At 60.6% G+C, this 21,239-nt stretch carries 20 protein-coding genes; 11 read left to right on the forward strand and 9 right to left on the reverse strand.

The annotated features are described in order from the left end of the window. The first annotated feature begins 1 nt into the window (after window position 1). The 4 genes from QO034_RS17155 to QO034_RS17170 are packed head-to-tail and all read left to right on the forward strand — an operon-like array spanning window position 2 to window position 2,890. Window positions 2-625, forward strand: a complete 624-nt coding sequence (locus QO034_RS17155; RefSeq protein WP_284486754.1) for a MotA/TolQ/ExbB proton channel family protein — start codon at window positions 2-4, stop codon at window positions 623-625. A gap of 23 nt (window positions 626-648) precedes the next feature. After that, window positions 649-1,071: an ExbD/TolR family protein gene (locus QO034_RS17160; protein WP_284486755.1), complete on the forward strand. Its 423-nt coding sequence runs from the start codon at window positions 649-651 to the stop codon at window positions 1,069-1,071. Next, entirely contained in the window at window positions 1,068-1,484 is a 417-nt protein-coding gene (locus QO034_RS17165) for an ExbD/TolR family protein (protein WP_284486756.1), read from the forward strand. Before QO034_RS17160 ends, QO034_RS17165 begins: the two co-directional genes overlap by 4 nt. Then, window positions 1,481-2,890, forward strand: coding sequence for a DUF4384 domain-containing protein (locus tag QO034_RS17170; RefSeq protein ID WP_284486757.1), 1,410 nt, complete (start codon window positions 1,481-1,483; stop codon window positions 2,888-2,890). The genes QO034_RS17165 and QO034_RS17170 overlap by 4 nt, the downstream gene beginning before the upstream one ends. On the opposite strand, the gene QO034_RS17175 is transcribed toward QO034_RS17170, so the two are convergent. Beyond that, window positions 2,887-4,278 (reverse strand): caspase family protein, encoded by a 1,392-nt coding sequence (locus tag QO034_RS17175; RefSeq protein ID WP_284486758.1) that lies wholly within the window; start codon window positions 4,276-4,278, stop codon window positions 2,887-2,889. The two genes, QO034_RS17170 and QO034_RS17175, sit on opposite strands and share 4 nt — an antisense overlap. A 309-nt stretch (window positions 4,279-4,587) precedes the next feature. Here QO034_RS17175 and QO034_RS17180 point away from each other — a divergent pair, with 309 nt between their 5' ends. The 3 genes from QO034_RS17180 to QO034_RS17190 all read left to right on the forward strand — a co-directional run bounded on the left by QO034_RS17180 (window position 4,588) and on the right by QO034_RS17190 (window position 7,863). Then, window positions 4,588-5,661 (forward strand): OmpA family protein, encoded by a 1,074-nt coding sequence (locus tag QO034_RS17180; RefSeq protein ID WP_284486759.1) that lies wholly within the window; start codon window positions 4,588-4,590, stop codon window positions 5,659-5,661. 216 nt (window positions 5,662-5,877) lie between these two features. After that, window positions 5,878-6,909, forward strand: a complete 1,032-nt coding sequence (locus QO034_RS17185; RefSeq protein ID WP_284486760.1) for an NAD-dependent epimerase/dehydratase family protein — start codon at window positions 5,878-5,880, stop codon at window positions 6,907-6,909. Window positions 6,910-7,245: 336 nt separating this feature from the next. Next, window positions 7,246-7,863 carry a hypothetical protein gene (locus QO034_RS17190; RefSeq protein ID WP_284486761.1) on the forward strand — a complete coding sequence of 206 codons (618 nt, stop codon included), beginning with the start codon at window positions 7,246-7,248 and terminating at the stop codon, window positions 7,861-7,863. 77 nt (window positions 7,864-7,940) lie between these two features. Here the strand turns inward: QO034_RS17190 and QO034_RS17195 are convergent, their stop codons facing one another. Together QO034_RS17195 and QO034_RS17200 are read right to left on the reverse strand one after the other, a co-directional pair. Beyond that, the gene (locus QO034_RS17195; protein WP_284486762.1) at window positions 7,941-8,249 is read right to left on the reverse strand and encodes a hypothetical protein; all 309 of its coding nucleotides are present in this window, start codon (window positions 8,247-8,249) and stop codon (window positions 7,941-7,943) included. 171 nt (window positions 8,250-8,420) lie between these two features. Further along, window positions 8,421-8,579, reverse strand: coding sequence for a hypothetical protein (locus QO034_RS17200; RefSeq protein ID WP_284486763.1), 159 nt, complete (start codon window positions 8,577-8,579; stop codon window positions 8,421-8,423). 86 nt (window positions 8,580-8,665) lie between these two features. Between QO034_RS17200 and QO034_RS17205 the strand changes: the two genes are divergently transcribed. Next, complete coding sequence (locus tag QO034_RS17205; protein WP_284486764.1) at window positions 8,666-11,389, forward strand: fibronectin type III domain-containing protein; 2,724 nt, start codon at window positions 8,666-8,668, stop codon at window positions 11,387-11,389. 96 nt (window positions 11,390-11,485) lie between these two features. On the opposite strand, the gene QO034_RS17210 is transcribed toward QO034_RS17205, so the two are convergent. Continuing rightward, window positions 11,486-12,946: a hypothetical protein gene (locus tag QO034_RS17210; RefSeq protein WP_284486765.1), complete on the reverse strand. Its 1,461-nt coding sequence runs from the start codon at window positions 12,944-12,946 to the stop codon at window positions 11,486-11,488. A 149-nt stretch (window positions 12,947-13,095) separates the two neighbouring features. Further along, window positions 13,096-13,860, reverse strand: a complete 765-nt coding sequence (locus QO034_RS23380) for a coenzyme F420 hydrogenase/dehydrogenase beta subunit N-terminal domain-containing protein (RefSeq protein WP_407696781.1) — start codon at window positions 13,858-13,860, stop codon at window positions 13,096-13,098. A 265-nt stretch (window positions 13,861-14,125) separates the two neighbouring features. Here QO034_RS23380 and QO034_RS17215 point away from each other — a divergent pair, with 265 nt between their 5' ends. Next, window positions 14,126-14,803, forward strand: coding sequence for a rhomboid family intramembrane serine protease (locus QO034_RS17215; protein WP_284486766.1), 678 nt, complete (start codon window positions 14,126-14,128; stop codon window positions 14,801-14,803). A 219-nt stretch (window positions 14,804-15,022) separates the two neighbouring features. Next, window positions 15,023-15,709, forward strand: a complete 687-nt coding sequence (locus QO034_RS17220) for a VPLPA-CTERM sorting domain-containing protein (protein WP_284486767.1) — start codon at window positions 15,023-15,025, stop codon at window positions 15,707-15,709. 77 nt (window positions 15,710-15,786) lie between these two features. Here the strand turns inward: QO034_RS17220 and QO034_RS17225 are convergent, their stop codons facing one another. From QO034_RS17225 to QO034_RS17240, 4 genes are read right to left on the reverse strand one after another with little or no spacing between them, the layout of a single operon-like run. After that, complete coding sequence (locus tag QO034_RS17225) at window positions 15,787-16,671, reverse strand: glycosyltransferase family 2 protein (RefSeq protein ID WP_284486768.1); 885 nt, start codon at window positions 16,669-16,671, stop codon at window positions 15,787-15,789. After that, window positions 16,652-17,500 (reverse strand): CpsD/CapB family tyrosine-protein kinase, encoded by an 849-nt coding sequence (locus tag QO034_RS17230; protein ID WP_284486769.1) that lies wholly within the window; start codon window positions 17,498-17,500, stop codon window positions 16,652-16,654. The genes QO034_RS17225 and QO034_RS17230 overlap by 20 nt, the downstream gene beginning before the upstream one ends. 37 nt (window positions 17,501-17,537) lie before the next feature. Continuing rightward, window positions 17,538-19,067, reverse strand: a complete 1,530-nt coding sequence (locus QO034_RS17235; protein ID WP_284486770.1) for a GumC family protein — start codon at window positions 19,065-19,067, stop codon at window positions 17,538-17,540. Further along, on the reverse strand, window positions 19,068-19,925 hold the full coding sequence (locus tag QO034_RS17240; protein WP_284486771.1) for an ExeA family protein: 858 nt from the start codon (window positions 19,923-19,925) through the stop codon (window positions 19,068-19,070). A gap of 618 nt (window positions 19,926-20,543) precedes the next feature. On the opposite strand from QO034_RS17240, the gene QO034_RS17245 reads away from it, so the two are divergent. Further along, a complete protein-coding gene (locus tag QO034_RS17245) occupies window positions 20,544-21,233 on the forward strand; it encodes a sugar transferase (protein ID WP_284486772.1) in 690 nt (229 codons plus the stop codon). Window positions 21,234-21,239 lie beyond the last annotated feature (6 nt).

Genomic DNA, 21,239 nt, shown 5'->3' on the forward strand with positions numbered 1-21,239 from the left:
GATGCCGGTCACTTTCCAGGACCTTGGCGCGGGGGCAACTATCATTGCGGTGCTGGCCCTGCTTTCCCTTCTTTCCTGGGTCCTGATCGTGGTCAAGATCCTTCAACTCTGGCGCTGCCGGTCCGGGGGCAAACTTCGAACGGAGGCATTCGGGCTATGGCGGAAGGGCGAGAAGGATGCCGCCAGGGCAGCTCTGGAAAAGGGAAGATCGCCGGCCGACCGGACAACGTCCTATGCGATGGGCGCTCTGCAACGCGGTCTTGGCGGACCAGCTCTTGAGGCCGAACTTGCCCGACGCGGGAACGAAGAGATCGCCCGGCTGACCGGTATGATCCGGATCCTGGAACTGATCGCCATGGTGTCGCCCCTGCTGGGCCTGCTCGGGACGGTTCTGGGCATGATACAGTCGTTCCAGGAACTGGAGATGGCGCAGGGCGCAGCCAATGCGTCGGTTCTCGCCGGGGGGATCTGGCAGGCGTTGCTGACGACCGCGGCGGGGCTGCTGGTCGCCATTCCGGCGGCCGTCGCGGCGGGTCTGTTTTCCGCCCGCATCGACAATGCCGCGCAGACGATCGAGAGCGCCGTGGGCCGGTTGTTGCTGATCGAGGACCACCCGAACGCCTGAACCTGGACGGGAGACAGGGCCAAATGGCCGGATATCCGACACTTCGAAGACCGCGCGCGCAGGGACAGCTGATTTCGCTGGTTCCGATGATCGACGTGATGCTGATCCTGCTCGTGTTCTTCATGGTGACTTCGACCTATCTCGACCTCGACATGATCCCCGCCGTGCGCCAGCGGGACGCGACGTCCGGCGCATCGGACGCGACCGCCGGGACGGTGCTGATCAGATTGGCCTCTGATGGCGTGCCCGTGGTGAGGGGCGTTGCACAGACCGACGGTGCCCTCGCCGCTTTTCTGGCGGCGGAACTGGCGGAGACGCCGCTGACACAGGTTCTGATCCTGCCGTCCGGCGCGGCCACGACGCAATCCCTGATTTCCGTCATGGATACGGCCACCCGCGCCGGTGCGACCCGACTGCGTGTCATCCGGCTGGAGGCGCGCCCATGAAGCTGAACAGGATCAGGCGCAATCCACATTCCGAAACGATTATTGCCCTGATCGATGTCGTCTTTTTCCTGCTGGTCTTTTTCATGCTGATCGGACGCATGGATGCGACCGCGCCGTTCGATGTGACGCCGCCGCTGGCTGTCAGCGGGCGTGACATGCCCGCGGGCGGCGCGACCCTGTCCATCTCGCGCGATGGCGCCCTGGCTCTGGACGGCACGGAAATCGCCGGGTCCGATCTGGAGGCTGCGCTGTCCCGGGCGCTCGACCGGGACGCCAACCTGCGCCTGCGTATCAATGCGCACAAGGATGCGGAGTTGCGGCACGTTCTGCCCTTGGTCGGGATGGCGGAAGCGATTGGCATTGCGGATGTCGTTCTGGTGGTCACGCCCGCCGCCGGGCCGGATGCCGGATGACGGGACGCACCGCCATATGGATTGCGGGGCTGGGTGCATCCGTGACCCTCCATGTCGCGGCCATAGGCGCGTTGCCGGTTCTTCTGAAACCTGACCCGATCACGCAGCAACAACCGCCCCGCAGCGAACTTGACGTGCAGGCCTATCAACTGGACCGCAGTCAGGCCCGCCGGCACCAGCCCGACGCGGAGGCCGCCGCCCGCGTGGACGCGGAAACGACGGCTGCGGCGTCAAGCGGGATACCGGCCACGCGGGCGGAGCCTGCGGCCATCGCGCCTGTCCCGACGGCATTGACGAAGCCGGTCAATCCGGATGTCGCCAAGGCCGCCAGGCCACAAACCGCCTTGCAACGGCCCTTGGGGCTGGACCCCATGAACGTCGGGGCAAGCGATCGCGCGGGAGAGCGGCTGACCTTGGCACAGCCGGAAATCCGGCCGGCGCGCGTGGCGGTCGCGGACGCCGCCACGGTCGAACAGACCACACCGGAGACCTCGCGCACCGAGGCAGCACCGCCGCCGGGTCAGACCGTTTCGCTGTCCGATCCCGACCTGACGCCAGCCGTCTCACTGGAACAGGATGCTGTTTCCCTCACCGCTGCCCTGGCGTTTTCCGGCGAAGGATCGGACCAGATCGATCCGAAATCGCTGGCGGCCTTCCAGAGTTTCACGCGCCCCGAGGACAGCGGCCTTCAGGGCGACACGCTGCGCGACGGGGTCGGCGCCCTGCTGTCGCAGGTTCCGTGTTCACGGCTCCAGGTTTCGTTCGATCCAGATTCCGCGACCCTGCAAGTGAACGGGCATGTTCCGGACGCTGACCTGCGTGGCCCCGTTCTGGCAGCCCTGCAAACGCAGATGGGAACGGACATCGCCCTGTCGGACAGTATCCGGATCCTTCCGAGGCCGCAATGTGGCGCACTCGCGGGTATTTCGAACGTGGGGCTGGCCCAGTCCACGGATCAGAACACCAACCCGCTGGTCATCGGCGCGGACGCGCAGGCCAGGGTGCTGACATTCGTCAAGGACGACCGACTGTTCTTCGACCTGACAGCGCCGGACTACGACGCCTATGTGTATGTGGACTATTTCGACGCCGGCGGAAATGTCCTGCACCTCGTACCAAACGAACAGTCCTCCATCAGCCTCGTGCCAGCGGAAACGCCTTTTCGGGTGGGTGCCAGAGACGAAAACGATACGGGGTTGCAGATCTTCGTGGGGCCGCCCTATGGGCAGGAGATCGTTGTCGCCTTTGCGGCATCGAGCCTACTTTATGACGAAACACGCCCCCTGGTGGAACCTGCCGCGGATTATCTGGCATGGCTCAAAGATCGCGTCGCCCGCGCCCGCCGGAGCGACCCCGGCTTCAAGGGCGAATGGGTCTACTTCCTTGTTGTAACGACAGCGACCTAGGGGCAGCCACCGGCGGCCCAGATTTTCAGGTTGCGCTTCAGAGCGCCACCGAAGGGGTGTTTCTTGTCCAGCGATCGCTGCATGTTGAGACTGAGATAGGAGTTGGCCTGGGTGCACAGGCGATCCTGCGTCCATTGATGGCAGTTTGAACAGGACTTGTCTTTCCAGTATTCGTCCGGAAGCCCATCGACCGGGGGAAAAAGCGGTGACATCTTGATGATATCCGCGATGGATTTGCCGGATAGATCGGAGAGTTCCGAAGAAATGGCCGAAGTGAAAGTGACGGTTTCTGCCGGTTGCACGGTGAGTGGCGGCGTTGCGGCAAGCGCGGTGTCCGGCGCGGGCGTTACGCCTTCTCCGATCGGGTCGGTTCCGTTCTTCTTGCGCAGCGCGACGATTTCCCCGGCCGCGAATTCCGCGAACACGCCGTCGGGAAACGCCTTCAGAAAACTTTCGTATCCTGCGATGCTGGCCTCTGCCTGCGCCGTTTCGAACATCTTCCGTTCTGCTTCTGACGGGCCCTTGGCCACTGGCACAGGTTTCGGAGCAGATGGATCCGTCAGTTCCTTTTCCATCAGCACCGCCAGCAAGGCGCGGGCGTCCTGCGCATAGGCGCCTTCTGGATACCCGCGCAGAAACAACATGATCTGAACCGGATCTCCCGAGGCCTGCACCGATTTCCAAAGCTGGAGTTCCTGCAATTGTTCCGGCGACATGGGTTCTTCTTCTGCAAAGACAAAGTCGCTGGTCAGGGACGATGCATCCCAGGGTGTCTGTTGTCCTTTCGTTTTCTCGATCACCTCGACCCTGACATTCTTGAACATCTGCTCGATCCGCAAACCGGGCGTGGTCATCTGCGTTGCCATGGAACGGGTGAACGGGCTGTTTCCTTCGGTGCCGTCCAACGCGACGCCGCCCGGTGCGGTCGCGTAGGCCAGGAACGTACCCGTTGGGGCCTGCATCTCGGCCAGGCCATTGTCATTGAATTCGAGGATGTCGCTGAAGGGGTTGTTGCGGCACGCATCGAGGATCACGATATTGGTCTTGTTGCGCGCAGAAAACATCTGTCGCAAGACAGACTGGGCTTCGACCGCGACGAGATCGAGATCCGCCGCGTTGCTCAGGGCGACATCGACGGGCAACAGGTAGTTGGTTCCAAAAGACTGCACCCCATGCCCGGCATAGTAGAACAACCCCGTCGCATCCGGGCCGGCATCACGCAGGTCGCGGCCGAATTGTGAAATGCTGCGTTTCATGTCATTTTGTGTGCCGTCCAGCAGCAACATGACCGTGAAGCCCAGATCTTCGAGCGTGCCGGCGATCAGACGCGCATCGTGAGACGGGTTATCCAGTGGCGACACGGTTCCGTAGCCGGAGTTTCCGATCACCAGCGCCAACCTGTCCTGAGCAGAGACCGGAGCAGCCACCAAAAGAAGAAAACACCAAAGCCGGAGAATAAGTTTCACACGAAATACCTGCATTCATTGTGCCGTTCAGCCATTTTTTTGCTGCGTCCGCCATCCTCAAGGAACGGTGGCAAAGTCCTTTGGCCCCAATTCGGCATTTCCGATGCAACTATCGCTTTTCTTCTTCATTGGCGCAAGTTTCCTGTTAGTGTCGGACCATCATGATGCTCTTTCATTTACAAAAAATTTCTTTGTGACCTTTAGCGTCATGAACAAACGAGGATCGTTCTGATGAAACACATGACCCGCAACCTTCTTGTTTCGGCCATCGCAGGTGTCTGGATGGCGATGTCCGCCGTATCCGGGGCCCGGGCACAAACCATCGACCCGTTCGAAAACGGATGGACCCTGGACCCGGCGACGTCCGAATTGCGGTTCATGTCAATCAAGAAAGGCAACGTGGCCGAAACCAACAGGTTCGCAACGATCAGCGGTCTCATCACCGAGGACGGCAAGGCGCAGATCAGGATTCTGATGGATTCCGTGGATACGAAGGTCGACCTTCGGAACGTCAGGATGCGGTTTCTGTTCTTTGAAACCTTTCTGCACCCGGAAGCCACCATCACGGTGCAGCTTGACCCCGAACAGTTGACCGACCTGCATCAGACGCGACACAAAATGGTCACTGTGGACTATACGTTGAGCCTGCATGGCGTGACGGTGAACAAGTCTGCGGAAGTCGCCGTCACACTGATCAGCAACGATCGCATCACGGTATCCGCGACGACCCCGATTGCCGTGACCCTGGCGGAACACAACCTGGAAGAGGGACGCGGCAAACTGCAGGAAGCCGCGAATGTGGATATAGCTCCGCTCGGCATCGTGAGCTTCGACTTCACCTTCGACCGATCCAGTCCGGGCACGCCGCCGGACGTCTCGATGCTGACCGCCGTCGCCGCGGCGGGCGATGCGGCCCTTGAAACCAAGGGCAACATGGATCGTGAAGCCTGCGTCGGGCGGTTCGAGATCCTGTCGCGCACCGGCAACATCTATTTCAATACCGGCAGTGCCCGGCTGGATGCGAAGAGCATGCCGCTGCTGGACAAGCTTCACGATGTCGTCGATCGCTGTCCCGACCTGGATATCGAAATCGGTGGTCACACTGATTCCGACGGTAGCGATGTCGCCAACCAGCGCCTGAGTGAACGCCGCGCCGCCTCTGTCGCGGAGTATCTGCAATCCAAGGGGATCCCGCCGGCACGCATGAAAGTCGTCGGATACGGCGAAGCGCAGCCGCTCGTCGCCAACACGTCCGGCGACAACAAGGCCAGGAACCGGCGGATCGAGTTCTCGGTGATCAACTGACGCGGCACGATCCGCCCGAAAAGACCCGACGGTGACCGAAAGGGAGTGGCACCGGCAATACATCCGGGTTTGGCCGCATGCTGCATCAATGAAACGTAGAAGACCGGGATATCTGGACAATGACCAGCCTCGTTATTCTTCCTTTCGCAATCTCGCGCCTGTAGGCGAAGCCTGGTATCCAAGACCCTCAAATACAAAACCCGAAAGTTCTTTGCCATGACTCCTGAACCTGCGAGACGCCGCGTCCTGATCACGGGCACTGCCGGTTTCATCGGGTTTCATCTTGCACGGCTCTTGCTGAAGCAAGGTTTCGAGGTTCACGGATATGACGGGATGACCGACTATTACGACGTCACCCTGAAACAGCGTCGGCACCAGATCCTGTTGCAAACACAGGGTTTTGCGGCGACAGAGGGCATGCTGGAGGATGAAAACAAACTTTGGGCCGTCGCTGAGCGGTTTCAGCCGGATGTGATTGTGCATCTGGCCGGGCAGGCCGGCGTCCGGTATTCGCTGGAGAACCCGCGATCCTACCTCGACAGCAACGTGATCGGCACTTTCAACGTGATGGAGGCCGCGCGACGCTTGCAGGTCGACCACCTGTTGATGGCATCGACCTCTTCGATCTACGGCGCAAATGAGGACATGCCCTTCCGGGAAACCGACAAAGCCGACGCGCAGCTGACAATTTACGCCGCGACCAAGAAAGCCAACGAAAGCATGGGACATTCCTATGCACATTTGTGGGGTCTGCCGACCACCATGTTCCGGTTCTTCACCGTCTACGGACCCTGGGGACGGCCGGATCTGGCCTTTTTCAAATTTACGGACGCAATTCTGAATGGTCGGCCGATCGACGTTTACAATCATGGCGACATGTATCGGGATTTTACCTATGTGGGCGACCTGGTCCGGGGTATCCGGCTTCTGATCGACGTCGTTCCGGAGCGTCCGGCAACCGCCAAGGACATCCTGCCAGGTGACAGCCTGTCCCCGGTCGCCCCTTACCGCGTCGTCAACATCGGCAACTCCGAGAAGGTCCGCCTTCTCGATTTCATCGAAGCCATAGAAGACGCACTGGGCATGAAAGCCGAACGCAACTACCTCGGGATGCAGAAGGGCGATGTGCCCGCGACCTGGGCCAATGCAGACCTGCTGAAACGGCTGACAGGCTATGCTCCGCAGACCGATTTTCGCGAAGGTATTCGTGAATTTGTCGCCTGGTACAGGGATTACTACCGTAGATAGCGGGTTCGCCTGATTTCGGCCCGCCGCGTCGAGATCTTGCAATATTGTTTGAAAACAAAACCGCAGGATGCACCGTACGGTGCATTTACCTCAGCTTCTTTTCGTTGGCGGTATCTGGTGGGCTGATCCTGATCTGAAATCAGGCATGCCACCCGAAAAGGAGCCAGAAATGGCAAATGCCTCGAATTCCAAAGCGACGGAACCCGAAACCTCGCCCCATGTCGGGGGGCGGCGACCTTCGGTCCCTGTCGCATTTTCTCCGCGCCATCGGGTAGAGGCCGATGCGGTTTCGATCTGCACGACGTCTGCTTCGCTTGCAGTCGGAGGTATTTGATCATGAAGGATGACACACGTTTCAATGCAGGACGATTTAGCGACGGGCGGTTCAGCGGCAAGAAGCCGAAGGATCGGACCGGCCATTTCGAGGTTTCGGTTTCCGGGTTGACCGAAAATCCGGATTTCGGACTGACGGCCCAGATCGGTGTGCCCTTGACTGCAACGGCTGTGAACTGGTCGGGGGACGCGCCGGGATCGGTTGCCTGGCAGTGGCTCGACAGTTCCGGTCCGATCGGCACTGGTGCGACCTACACGCCACAGGCGAGCGACGACCTGGAAAGCATCTATGCCGTCGCGGTGCCTTCGGAGATCTATGCCCAGCAGAACAGCACGTCCTATACCGTTCGCCATGCCCCGCCCATTCCTGGGTCGGGTATTTCCAGCAAGAACCTGACGTATCTCGGCGACGAGAAAACGATCATTCAGAACGCCCGCAATCGTTTCACGGGCGACGGATTGACCTTCAGCGTTTCCGGATACGCCGGTGCCCGGCTGGATGGGAAGTCTTTGATCATCGATCCGACGGATCTTACCGCGGGCACCACCGTCCGGCTGACCGCGACCAACAGCGGCGGATCCGTGTCGCATGCATTCAACCTTGTGGTCGAAGCGCTATAATTCGTTTCAGTCGCGCTGACGGGTTCCGGCAGCAAGCCCATCGATGCGACGTCGGATTGCACCGGTGCGGGCATTTCCTACAGCGTCAGTGCGCCGGGCATCCCGGGTGTCTCGATCGACACGGCGACCGGCGTCGTCACCATCCCGACCGGTTCGAGCGCCAGTGGCACCATCACGGTCACGGGCGCCAACAGCAGCGGCAGCGCCAGCACGAATTTCAACGCGACTGTCGAAACCGCAGCCCCCCCTGCCACGATACCGACCGTCCGGACCAACGTGATCGACTTTGGTGACGGGGACACCATTTCCCTGAGCGAACCCCGCGAGGTATTCCAGTATGCCGATGGTTCGTTCGGCGTGATTTCGGTAGGAGGCGACGTGATCATCACGGCGGACTCCCCCGCGTCCGTGGCACAGCCCGGCGATGGATATGTCGCCCATGGCATGATGCATACGGACGATATCCGGATCATCGAAGATACCAGCGCCATCCATCAGGGCTGGGACGAAATGATGAGCGATCAGCCCAAGCTCATAAAGCCGACATTCAGCACCGGCTACAGTGCGGCCCTGAACAAGGCCCCGTCCAGCACCGGTGCCAGCCTGTTGATGGCCACCGCCGGCGGGACTGGCAGCGTGGTCAAGGTGAAGCGGCGCGCCAGCCTTCCGGTGAGCAATGGGAAATACGAAAACGCCGCCGTTCTGGAAAAGGTCATGATCGTTCACGCGGTTCCAGCGGCTCCGCCGATCGGAAGCGTCAGACCGCCGATCATGGGCGTCGACCTGGGCCTGAGCGCCGAGGATGCGGCTGTCGGGCGTTCGAGACTTTGTCCTGCCGAGCGGGCTGACAGATATTTCCACCTGCAAGAGCTACCTGGCGAGCGACCAGCTTTTCAACATCTACGAAGGCGAACGCCGTCGCGGCCTGTGCGTCGGACCTTCGGACTACGCGCGCAACATTCTGTCGACCTACATGGCGCCTGCGGCCTTGTATCTGTATCATCCGAGCATCAGCGAAGCCGATCGCAAGGCTCTGATCGCAGGGTTCCTGCGCAAGGCGACTGATGCCTACGGCACCCAAAGCGCAGGCGCCGCCCCCGGTGGCGGTGCCGGGCAAACTGGCGTGGACCAGTTCGCCATGGCCGTGGTTTCGACCATCTTCCCGTCCAATGCAGCGCTGCGCACGGCGTCACATCAACGTTTGAGCAACCTCAATGACCTGGCGCTTTGGCCGAATGCGGCCGATGTCGGGCATGACAGCGATTTTCCGAACCTGGCGACCAGTGTCGGCCCCGGCAAACACAACCATCAACCGCTTCTGCCAGAAATGGTCGGTTATCCGCATTGGGTCGTCGAAAGCAATGCCGCGAAGAACGGACGGCTATCGCCGATCAACAACAGCGACATACTGGCGCGGTACCGTTCCTCGATCTATCAGATGGCCCTGATCGGCGCGGTTGTCACCGGCCTCGCGGAGGGTGGCTGGGAAGCGCTTTGGGGGCCTCAGAGCACCTGGGATCAGACCAACAACAAATTCGCGACACTGGGCGTCATCGAACAGGGCTACACGATCAACGGGTCGAAGATCCGCCCTGTCGATGACGCTCCGGACTGGGTCCGGCAATTGTGGGACGCGCATCGTCCGACCATGCCCGAAGGCGGAATGCCGGTGCCTGTAGCACCGCAACCTCCCATGCAATTCGCCGGTGAGTTCAGCAATCGGGTTGCGGCCTATCAGGAAGATTTCGGGCTTGCCGGTGTCAACGCCATCGCGAATTCCGCAACCGGGGTGGATTTTGACTTCACCAGGATCATGAACGATGGATCGCCCTTCACAGGCTCGATTTTGCCGCTCAGCGGTCGACAGATTTCCCTGTCGCACGACGGAATTCAATGGGCCGCGCCCGTCGATATCGGAGTAACCGGATCGCTGACCTTTTCCTGCAAGCGCTGGCTACGCGAGCGACGCCGGAACAGCGAAGGCTGGTCGCCCTGGTCCGGAAACTGGCCGCAACTCAACGGTCGCGACCTGGTGCCGGCCGATCTGCGCAACATCTTCACCGGCGGGACAATTCCAGTCGGAGCACCGATCAACGCAGAGGCACCCAAAGTCTACAAATACCGCTATGGACAAGGCCGCGACAATGCCACGCCCGGATTCTGGCTCTTTGACGAACAGCCTTCCGCGATGGTTCCGGAACAGACGAAACTGATCGCGGGTTCCGGTCTGTGGGTCGACGGGATCGTCGGGATATCCTATCAATGGCAGGTTCGGACCAATGCCGGCGCACCGACCGACATTCCGGGCGCAACGAAACAGGAATACATCCGCACACACGAAGTCTTGTCGAGCATCACCGCGACGCGCGAGATCTGCTGCGTCGTGACCGCGGATGACGGCAACGGCAACGCCACGTCCATAGCGACGAACTGGATCACGATGCCGATCCCCTCCGCTGTCATCAATGACTATTCCAATGACCCCAGCCCGATTGTCGGATTGAGGGGCGGAGCAGCGGAATGGCGTCAAACCGAAGGCGTGCTGCGGATCTATCCCAACCAGGCGGATACCTTTGCAGGTGCATTGAACCGCATCGACGGCCTGATCATCGGTCAGGAATACACCTTCCAGGCGGTCATTTCAGCGCGCGACGTGGGTGTCGGCACGATTGACGGGCAATTGGGCGATACAACGACGCTGACCGGGGCGAATCCGACCACGGAGAACGAACTTGGGGGGCAACTCACCGGAACGCTCACGATCACCGGAGTGGCGGCCGCGCCCACGATGTATCTGTCCGTCCGGTTCCGCGGGATGCCGCCCTTGGGATCGTGGATCGACGTGACCGAAGTCCGCGCCATTCCGCGGTTCGCGGACGCGCAAAGCATTCCCTCCGCGATGAGCGCGCCGATCGTCACCACAAGCGGCGAAACCTCGATCAGCGTCGATCGGGCAGCGGCACCGGATGATGGTGGTTCGGCCATCACATCCTACGATCTGCGCTGGCAGCCAAATGGCGGTGCATGGACTACAATATCCGGTATCGGCGACCCCCAAAGCATCGGAGGGCTCGTGCGGTCAACGCTGCATCATGTGCAAACGCGGGCCGTCAACGCGGTGGGGCAAGGCGCATGGTCGGCAAGCGGATTCGCGATTACCGCCGATGCCGCTTCGCCCTCCGGCGAATGGCGCGACGATTTCGCCACCGATACGACTGCCGGCTACACTCAGCAGGATGCAACCAAAGGCTACGACGGGGCTTCCAGGACCATGACGATCACACCGACGGCCGCATGGGGCGGGGTGGTCTCTCCGGCAATCGCGTTGGAAACAGGACATTCGTATCAGATCAACGTGTACATAGAGAACACCCTGTCTTCCGGTGTCGCGGACTTTTCCATGGGGTCGATGCTGGCGGGAAATGCCGACGACAAGGGCGGGTCCGGGGCACCGGGGTCGGCAGTTTCAAGGTTCGATACATCGAAGTCATTGATGTCACCTGACCTGTTGACCGCCGCCGCGTGAGACATGAGCGCCCTTGCCTTTCGACAGGCAAGGGCGCTTGTCGCCAACCGCCGATCTCGCTGTTCGATCGGCGGAGCACGTCGACCCGGCTGCCCTCTAATCTGTTGGGTCGGCCGGGGCCGCCTGAAGGACCGGCTTTCCGCCATCCGATTCGAGAAGCTGATAGCTTACTTTCATACCGTCACTCCGCAGCCCATCCGTAGAGAATTGACTGCGTCCACCGTCCGCGATCCTTTCCCAACCTGACAATCGCCCTGCCTCGGAATAGGTAAAATGATCGCTCCACCCGGCGGACCAATGCAGAAGCGGGTCGAATTCAGCACCTCGTTTTTCGGCGTCATAATCCACGGACACAAGACGCCGGATCCCGTCGTGGTCCGGCGCATAGTCGCGTTTCTGGTGTGTCGGAAAACTGATCGACACCATCGCCGGGGCGCTGTCGGTGCGCCCGTTCCACGCGAAAACGCCGATATCTACGCGCGAAGAACTGCGCAGGATGTCGCTTTCCGGATCGCGCGGCCGCACCGCGAATGCATCGTGCCAATTGACGGTGATGCGCGCGGACCGCCCGGATGCGTCCAATGGTTCGATACGGACGCGCGCGGGGTCGCCGCACAGCAGAACCCAGTCGAAGGTCAGATCCCGCCCATTCGGATCGCTGGTCGGTTCGGTGGAGATGACCATCTGCCGTTCCCAGGCGAAGTCTCGCCAGATCCGGGCAATCGATGACGGTGTCGTGAACAGATGTTCGTCACGATTTGCCAGTCCGGCTCTTCGAAGAAATCCGTCCTCGATCACCCGAAGCCGCACCAAAGGCGGTATATCCTCGGGACGCAGAGCGGCGGCCTGGCCGATCATACGGCCCACCTGAAGCCATTTCGATGAAAATACAGTCGGATGGGCCGCGGCGGACAAGTAATGCTCGCGGGTGCGCACCATGGTGAGGTTTCGCCTCAGGATCATCTGGATGGTCGGCGCGATCAGCCCCGCTTCAAGCAGTGCGTCTCTCGTGTCCTGCGGAAACGCCGCCAAGGTCAGCGCCACCGCCTTCATGAACGGCATGTCGGTGTAGGACGATCCCTGGCTGACGATCATGTATGGCCAATTCGCCGGATAGAGATCGACTTCGTCGTGATCCTTGTGTTCGGGATAGATATAGATGCTGTTCGCGGCATAATCCCGGTAGGCTCGCGCGGCGCCCCCTGGCGTGGTCATGGCGATGCGGGCAAGGCTCCTGGGCGCCTTGCCGTGCTTCTGCGCGGTGGATGAATTGCCGAACACCAGTTCCGGATAGAGGATCGGGCCAGCCAGACCGTAGTCGAGCCACTGGTTCTTCAGGGCTTCATCGTATTTCAGGAAAGTCAGGTTCGGGAACAGCGTTTCCGGAAGGATCGAGTGGCCGCGATCCCGGTTCTCGTAGAGTATGCCGCCAAAGCCCTGGGAAATGCCGCGCGCCACGAGGCCCTGCAACTGCCGCGTAGCCGGATCCGTTTCGGCCGGATCGACGGTCGGCAGGTCGGGGTTGGCGGGCAAACCCTTGACGTCCCGTCCGATCAACGGGCCGTTTCCGATCCGGCGGAGATCCTTCTCCCCGATCGTCAACTCCCTGGCCCAAACGGAAAGGGGCAACAGCGTCAAGGCTGCGGCGATGGTTGCGCAACGCCGCCACGATCCTCCGCCGCTCGGAAATTTGCCCCCTGCCCCGATCACATCAGCCAATCCTGCCCTGCACGACCCGGCGCACCATGCCAAGGAAATTGATCGCGTTGCTTTTCACACTGTTTTGCCGCGCGACCTGCAAAATATGCAAACCCGAATACCGCGGGATCGGGAGACCGCACAGCGCCAAACCGGCCAGCCGCGCCAGAAGCGACTTTCGGCGGTTCGACTGACCGGGTCGAACCGTCCGAAAGGGTCGCAGTCGCCGCGCCCGGCCATCCGTGACCACGGTATCGAAAAGCCGCCGTCTCCGGGACGCGTTCCGCCACGCGATCATCCAGCTTGGACAAAGTGCGCAGCGCGGCCACGTCGCAAGGTTTTCCCACAAAGACGAACCGGGTTTCCGAGTCCAGGTGCGGCGCGAGCGCTTCCATCGGCGCGGATGGCGCGTATCTCGATCCCGCTCCGGCCCTGATCCCGGATACGGTCCGGGACAGGACCGCGACATTTCCGATCGGCAAGCCCGGATCAGCCCCGGTGTGCAGAACCGCATCAATCCGCCCACTGTCCAGAAGGCTTGTCAAAATGGCCGACAAGGCCCCACCCGAGGACGCAGCGAAACGCAGGCCCGCGTCCGTCGCGTGGCCCGTTCGCATAGCAACAAAGGCCCCCCACATCGGATGATCCTCGCCCTCGCCCGCGGCCGCGCTCTGTCCCAATCCGGGGCAGATCGAGGCGATCCGGTTCTCTTCGGCATCGTTCAGAGGGCCGGATTGCACCGGTCGCAGATACCCCGGCGGCTGCACCGACATCGCAATCCTTTCCGGAGCGACCAGGGCGCAGCCGCCGCATCCAGCGCACTATGCGCCGCGCGCCACCCTGGACAGCGCCGGGCTGGAATAGGTCGGGATGCCCTTGATCTTGCCCGCCCCCGGTCATATTCGCCCCTGCCCTCTTCATCGCCGTTTCTGACTTGCCACATCTCTGCGGGGCGGAACAAGCCGGGACAGCATTTCCGTCTTTCGCTTTTCAATCCAACCCCTTGTTGTTTGTGCGACCGCGCGGCAAACAAATGCGATGGACAGGCAGGACCAGAACACGATTCGCCCCGAGGCCCAGCCTGAACGGAGTTGGCGGCCAGCGCCGGTCGTGGCGATCGTCATACTTCTGACCTGCGGCGTGGAACTGGCCCTATGGGCCGCGGACCACGGGATGATCGGAACCCCGAGACTGCGCGCGCTCGCCTATCAGAACGGTGCCTTCTGGACCGGGTTGCTGGACAACTGGCGGCCCAACTATCCGGCGCAGCCCTGGACGATGTTCCTGACCTACCAGTTCCTGCACGCCAGCATCACGCATCTTTTTGGCAACATGGTCGTCCTCTACCTGGTCGCGCGCATACTCGTTGTGCGGGTCGGACAGGGCTGGTTCCTGTTTCTCTATGTAGTTTCCGGAATCGGCGGCGGGATCGGCTTCGCCCTTCTTTCGGACAGTGCGCAGCCCATGGTGGGTGCGTCCGGTGCCCTGTTCGGGCTGGTCGGGGCCTGGAAATGGCAGGACTGGTTCTTCAATTCCGCTCAGGGCGTCAGCCGCAGGGCGCTGATCCTCGACGTTCTTGGCCTGATCGTCCTGAATGCCCTGATGTGGGCGGCGCAGGATGGGCAACTGGCATGGGAGGCGCATCTGGGCGGCTTTCTGACCGGCTGGCTCGCCGCAACGTTGATTGTTCCGCGCCACGATTCACCTGCTGGATGAACCGCCCGGACCGATTGTGCACGTTTTCTGAGCAATCCCGAATGCAGCCGGAAACCGTTCGCCAAACACCCGTCCGAAACCTGTATCATCCGGGGTAATTCTTTACAAACTATGAACAAACACTTGAAAATTTCTCGTTTCCGGGTATCGTTTCGATTGAGGACTCGCAAATGTGGATTCGGAGTTCGCGGTGAAACAAGGTAACAGTAGGATTATATCATGATGAATATGAAGAAATTTGCGATGGTCGCTGCGACGGCGGCGTTTTCCGTCGCCGCCTTTGGCGCCAACGCCCTGACGTTCAAGCTGACGGACAACATCAACGGCGGCGGGACGATTACTCAATCCGACGGGGATAACAACGGGATCGAGAGCTTTATCGGTGCGTTCGGCGGGTTTAATGTGACCTTGGTGCTGGCGACAGAAACCTCTGTCGGTGATCCGGGGCCCAACGCCAAGGACCGCCTGAATGCGTCGCTTTCCGCTGCCTTCCTGACGGAAGCCGCGGGCAACATCACGCTTGAGGTTTCGCATGTGTTCGACAACACCGTGACTCAGCCCGGACAGATGGCGGCATCCCTGACTCAGACGCTCAATACGCTGGAAGGTCTGGGCCACGTTACTTCCTATGCCGCTATCGGAGCGGGCGCCCAGGAATTCGACAAGGATATCCTGCTCTCCGACCTTACGTCGTTGAACGAGTCGACGTCGAAAAACACAGGCGGGAATGTGAACGCGACCATCTATTCCATCACGCATGTGATCAACCTGCAAACCACAAGCCCTTCCCAGATCGACGGGAATGCGCGTTATATCGCGCCGGTCCCGGTTCCGGCGGCGGGTATCCTGCTGCTGACAGCGCTGGGGGGTTTGGGCATTGCCCGCCGCCGCCGCAAGGCAGCCTGAATTCAGGACATGAGACTTTGATTTGGGGCCTTCGGGCCCCTTTTCATTTCCGGGTGCTTGACCGGATTCATCGCCAGTCAGATGCTCAAGCCGGCAGCCTGCTTCAGCATCCAGACCATCCGGAGCAATCTGATCCGGAACAGGGTTCCGATCGCGCGCAGATGTTCGCCGGGACCGTTCAGCCGCCCGCTCCGCAACACCTTGGGAACATGCACGACGGCACTGATCGGCATGGCGAGCGCTTTTGCGATCCAGCGCGCCCTGGCCCGGAAATCGGTCCCGTTCAACTGATACATCTCGTTTGTCATCCGGCGCCACTTCTGGCGTAGCGCGGGCCAATCCTGTCGTGACGGATGACTGACCCGCAACCGATCCTCGTAGGCAAGGCTGTAGCCGCGCGCCACCGCCCGCATTGTCCATTCCCGATCTTCGGATACACCGTTCGTGAATCCTCCGATCGCGTCGAACACATCGCGGCGCGTCACCAGGTTTCCGGCACCGGAAAACCCGCCCTTTTCGACATAGGTCTTGAAGTCAAAGGCGAAAACGGCTTCGAAGGCTTCCGCCCCGCTGCGGGGGGGCGGGGTTTCGTCGAACACCGACACCCGCCCGCCGGTCAGATCCGCTTTCGGTGCGATTTCGCGGGCCACGCTGACCCAGTCCTGATCGGGAACGCAATCCGCGTCGATGAACAGCAACAGGGGTGCTGCGGTTTCCGCTATCCCGCGGTTGCGCGCCGCCGCCGCCCCCTTTTCCGGTTCGGTGACAAAGCGGAAATCCGGAAACCTTGCCTGGATTCCATTCAAGGGCACCGTCGATCCGTTGTCGACAATCAGGACGTCCACGTCGGCCAGGTCGTTGCGGGTCAGTTCCTCGAGACACCGGCCAAGCCGGGTCACATCGTTGTAATGCGGAATGATGACCGCAGCCGCCAAACGGGATTCAATAGTATTCGTTTTCATATCCATGCGCGCCGGTGGTGTATCGGCATCGGTTCAGGACGATCCCCATGACGTTCGTCAGTTCCGCCAAAGTCCGCTCGGCAACGTCGATCTGGTCCATCGGGGTTTGTTCTGCGACGACGATCAGCAAGGCGCAGTCCACCGACCGCAAGAAGCCGTGGCTGTCGTCGTTCGCCATGAGCGGCGGCATGTCAAAGATCATCACGTTCGGTTGATAGGTGGCTTCGATCTCGTCCAGAACCTGGGCCGTTTGCTGGCTTTGCAGAATTTCCGAAGGGTTCTGACCGGACCGGGCATTGAGGCCGAATGCGACATTTCCGTTGAGACAGACCGCTGCCTCCGCAAAGCTGACCTCGCGCCGCAGGACATCGGGCATGCCTTTCTCGCGCTTCTGACCCAGGACCCGTCCCAGCCCCATGCGGCGCAGATCGAAATCCATGACAATGGTGCGCATTTCGTTCATCCGGCTGAAACTGAACCCGAGATTGGCCGCGATCGTGGACTTTCCGCATCCGCTGCGGGGAGATACCAGGGCAATCCTGCGCCAGTTGTTCTTCTTGGCCTGTTGCAGGACTTTCGTGCGAAGCATGTCGAAGGGAATCGCGGTTTCGCCGCTGGATTGCGCCACCAGACGGTTGCGCACCACTGCTTTCGGATCGACCGTCAAGGGCGGAAGCGCGCTCCACGCCGCCTGAACCTTTCCGGGAACGGGGGCCGCGTTCTTCACCCGTTCCGGAACCGTGCCAGGCGCTTCTCCTGCGGACACCATTTGCCGGCCAAGCCGTTCGGACCGGGCTTTCCTGATTGCCTGTTGCAGCCGATCGGTCACCGCGCCCTCACAAGATTTCTGTTTCTCATCACGTCTGTCACCATCTTACGCCCAGTTTGTTCATGACACGATCGGCGATCAGATCCAGCGGCTGATAGTATGTGTGGACGAGCCACACCACCACCGGCACGCCGACCAGGATCACGACGATCATGGCGATCTTGATACCGCGCTGGATGATCATTTCTCGCCGGGTCCGAATATAGGGAAGCGTCGCGATGGGCCAGACATCGAGCTTCTTGATCAGATCCTCGGGACGCCTGGGCGCTCCGCTCGAAAAAACCATGAGGAAAACGAGGGCGGCCCCGAGACCGATGCCGAGCGCAGTCCCGCCCCCCGCGATCATGATACGATTGGGTTTCGTAGGCTCGCTTGGCACCGCAGGCTGTTCGATGACCGAAATGCGTTCGCCCCGCGACAGCAGCTCGATCCGTTCGCCGGTATCCGCGTCCGCGAGGCGCTGCACCGCAGGCATGTACTGGCTCAGCGTGTTGTCGTAATCGCGCTGCAGATCTTCGAGAATATTCGCGTTGTTCGCCGTCTTGAGAATGCCCTCTTCCAGCCGTTCCACCTCCTGCGTCAGCTTCTCTTCCTGGCGTTCCAGCGCGATGATCCGGTTATCTATACCCGCCAGTTGAAAGTCCAAGGCGAGGTTTCCGGTGCCTGTCTGCGGCTCATCATTCTCTTGCGGCACTTCCGCTTCAGCAATTTGCCGCAACTGGTCGACGCGCCCCTGCAGCACCTTCACGCGCGGATTGTTCGGCGAATAGACGATGAGGGCGTTTTCCAGTTCCTTCTCTGCGTCGGCCAGATCCTGCTGGGCGGGACTCAGGCTTCCTCCCACGCCGCCCGTGGCTTCGAACATCGCCATCAACTGCTGCCGCTGGGACTTGAGCGAGAAAATCTCGCGTCCGACCTCTTCCAGCCGCAGCTGGCGCTCCGCCTGCTGCTGCTGGCGGAATGCCAGCGTATCCGGCAAGGCCCCGGCGTTGGCATTCTTGAATTCCAGAATAAGCCCGGCGCGTTCTTCCAGTTCGGCGTTCAGGCGGGCGACCTCCTGCTCGAAGAAGTCGAGCGTCTGGCCGGCCCTGCCCTTGCGGAACGTCGCATCGTCCGCCTGGATCAGCGTCAGGTATTCGTTCAGGACACCGGCGGCCAGCCGCGGCGTCCGCGCCTCGAAGGTCACGGTCATGATACTGGCTTCGGTCGTTCTGCGCGTCGATTCGACCCTTGTCCTGGCCTGCATGCCAAGCACGATTTCATCGGGGTTCATTTTGCTCTGGTCTTCCAACACGTCAAGGCGGCGCGCGATATCCAGCAGATTCGCGCGTGTCAGAAGCCTTTGCTCTATGATCTGCAGCCGCTGCGGCCCCGGCATTCTCACCGTGCTCGGGGCGAGGGCATCCGGGATCTGCGGCGCCTCGACGATCAGGACCATCCGGGATTCATAGGCTGGCGGCAGGGTGAAGGCGACGACGATGGAAACCGTCGCGACGCTTGCCGCGACCAGCAGGAATGCCGGCAGCCGCCGAATGAACAGGGACAGGTAATAACCGACGTTGGGCATCTAGGCTTGCGCCTCCTTCTCGATTCTCTGCTGATAGAAGAAAACTCCGTCGTCGACCACGGATTGAACCATGCAGGCGGTTACCGTTTTGCCGGATTCCTCGGACCAGCAATAGAGGAGCGCGAAGTCGCAAATCTGATTGACCAGACGGGGAACGCCGCCCGTTACGTCGTGGATCAGATGGCATGCTTCCGGAGTAAACTCTTCCCCCGTTCCGCCGGCCAGTTTCATTCTGTGCCCGATGTAGCCCTGCGTGGTTTCCAGGTCCATGCGGTTCAGATGAAAGCTCGCAGAGACCCGTTGTGCGATCTGGCTCATGCTGGGGTGGCGAACCATGTCCCGCAGCTCCGGCTGCCCGACGAGTATCAACTGCACCAGCTCGTCCTTATTGGAATTGATATTGGTGAGCATCCGGAGTTCTTCCAGCCCTTCGCGCGAAATGTTCTGCGCTTCGTCAAAGACGAGAACGACCCGCCGTCCTTGCGCATATTCCGTGATCAGGAAATCCTGTAGTTTCTGAAAGCCCTGAACGTAGGTGGCATCGGCATCGATGGGAACATCCAGGGCATTCAGAACCCATTGCAGCAACTCGCCCCGGTTTCCCTGTGCGTTGGACACGAGGCCGATCGTCACGTCCTCGTCGATCTGGGCCAGAAGATTCTGCAGCAAGGTGGTCTTGCCGGACCCGATCTCGCCCGTCAGCAATGTTATCGGCGCGCGTGACAGCACCCCGAATTCAAGAACGGCATAGGCACGCCGATGCTGCGGAGACCAATACAGGAACTCGGGATCCGGCACCAAGGTGAACGGCCGTTCATTCAGACCGAAATAGTCCAGATAGAATGATGACTGTGTCATGCCGCGTCAGATACCAGAAAACCAGTTGATAATCATATAATAGCTGATGACACATGTAGAACCGCCTCAGCAGCGCTTTAAATCTATTGATTTTCGTCCGTTTACAAGGGGAAGATCGCCAGGATAGCCGCATTTTGCAACGTCGCGCGTTCGCCGCAGGGTCGCCCGCCGGCCGGAAACAGACGATCATCCCCCTCCGAACCCGGCTTTCCAATGCCGCTGCGGTCCGACCTCGACTCCATTGTTGAAGACCTGGCCAAGACGGCCGGGGCCTGCGCCGCATCCGCCGAAGAACCTCGCAATCCTGGCGCGAAGACGCTTTCCCGGCGGGATCGCCTGTCGATTCCCTTGCGGGATCACCTCCCAAAGACTGAGCCGTGGGTCTTCGTGACAATGAGCCTCAGAGCCTCACATCTTAACCCCGTTCGCCCGCGAAATCCGCAAACATCAAATTTTTCAAAGCCTTAATGGTTCTCGACACAGTCACGAGGTTAAGAAAACGGTTGTTTGTTTACAATTTATGAGTAATTATGCCGCGTGTCGGGCCGTGACAGAGCAGCCGTTTGAGAGCTGCGTAGTTTTCTAAGATGTGTCTTTGTGTGAGTGAGCAAGTGGAATATGACTTTTCAGATTAACGATCCGACGCGGCTCGAGGCCGTGTCAGTTTCAGATATTGTTTCGACCCATAGTCTGGGCAGGCAAAGCGGCTACGCCGGTATCGGGAAACGGGCGCTCGACCTGCTTGTTGTCCTGCTGACGGCTCCCATCACCTTGCCGCTTTTGGCTCTGACCGCCTTCATCGTGGCTCTCGACGGGCACTCGCCGGTGTATGTGCAGAATCGAGTCGGGCGCGGCGGGCGAATCTTCAGGATGTTCAAGTTCCGGAGCATGGTTCCCAACGCGGATCACATTCTGGAGGCGCATCTGGATGCGAACCCGGAAGCGCGCGCCGAATGGGATCACAGCCAGAAATTGCGCCACGACCCTCGCGTCACCCGGTTCGGCGCCCTGATGCGCAAGTGTTCATTGGACGAATTGCCTCAGATTCTCAATGTATTGATCGGGGACATGTCGCTGATCGGACCACGCCCGATGATGGTAGGGCAAACAAAACTCTACCCCGGCAGTTCCTACTACAGCATGCGTCCGGGCATTTCCGGCCTGTGGCAGGTGACGGACCGCAATGACACCGCGTTTACGGCACGCGCGCAGTATGACGATCAATACTTTCACAACCTTTCTCTGGCTAGTGATTGCCTGATCATAGCCAAAACGTTTGTTGTCGTATTCCGCGGGACAGGCTACTGATCCTGC

This window comes from Sedimentitalea xiamensis, from assembly GCF_030164465.1.
GTDB lineage: Bacteria > Pseudomonadota > Alphaproteobacteria > Rhodobacterales > Rhodobacteraceae > Sedimentitalea > Sedimentitalea xiamensis.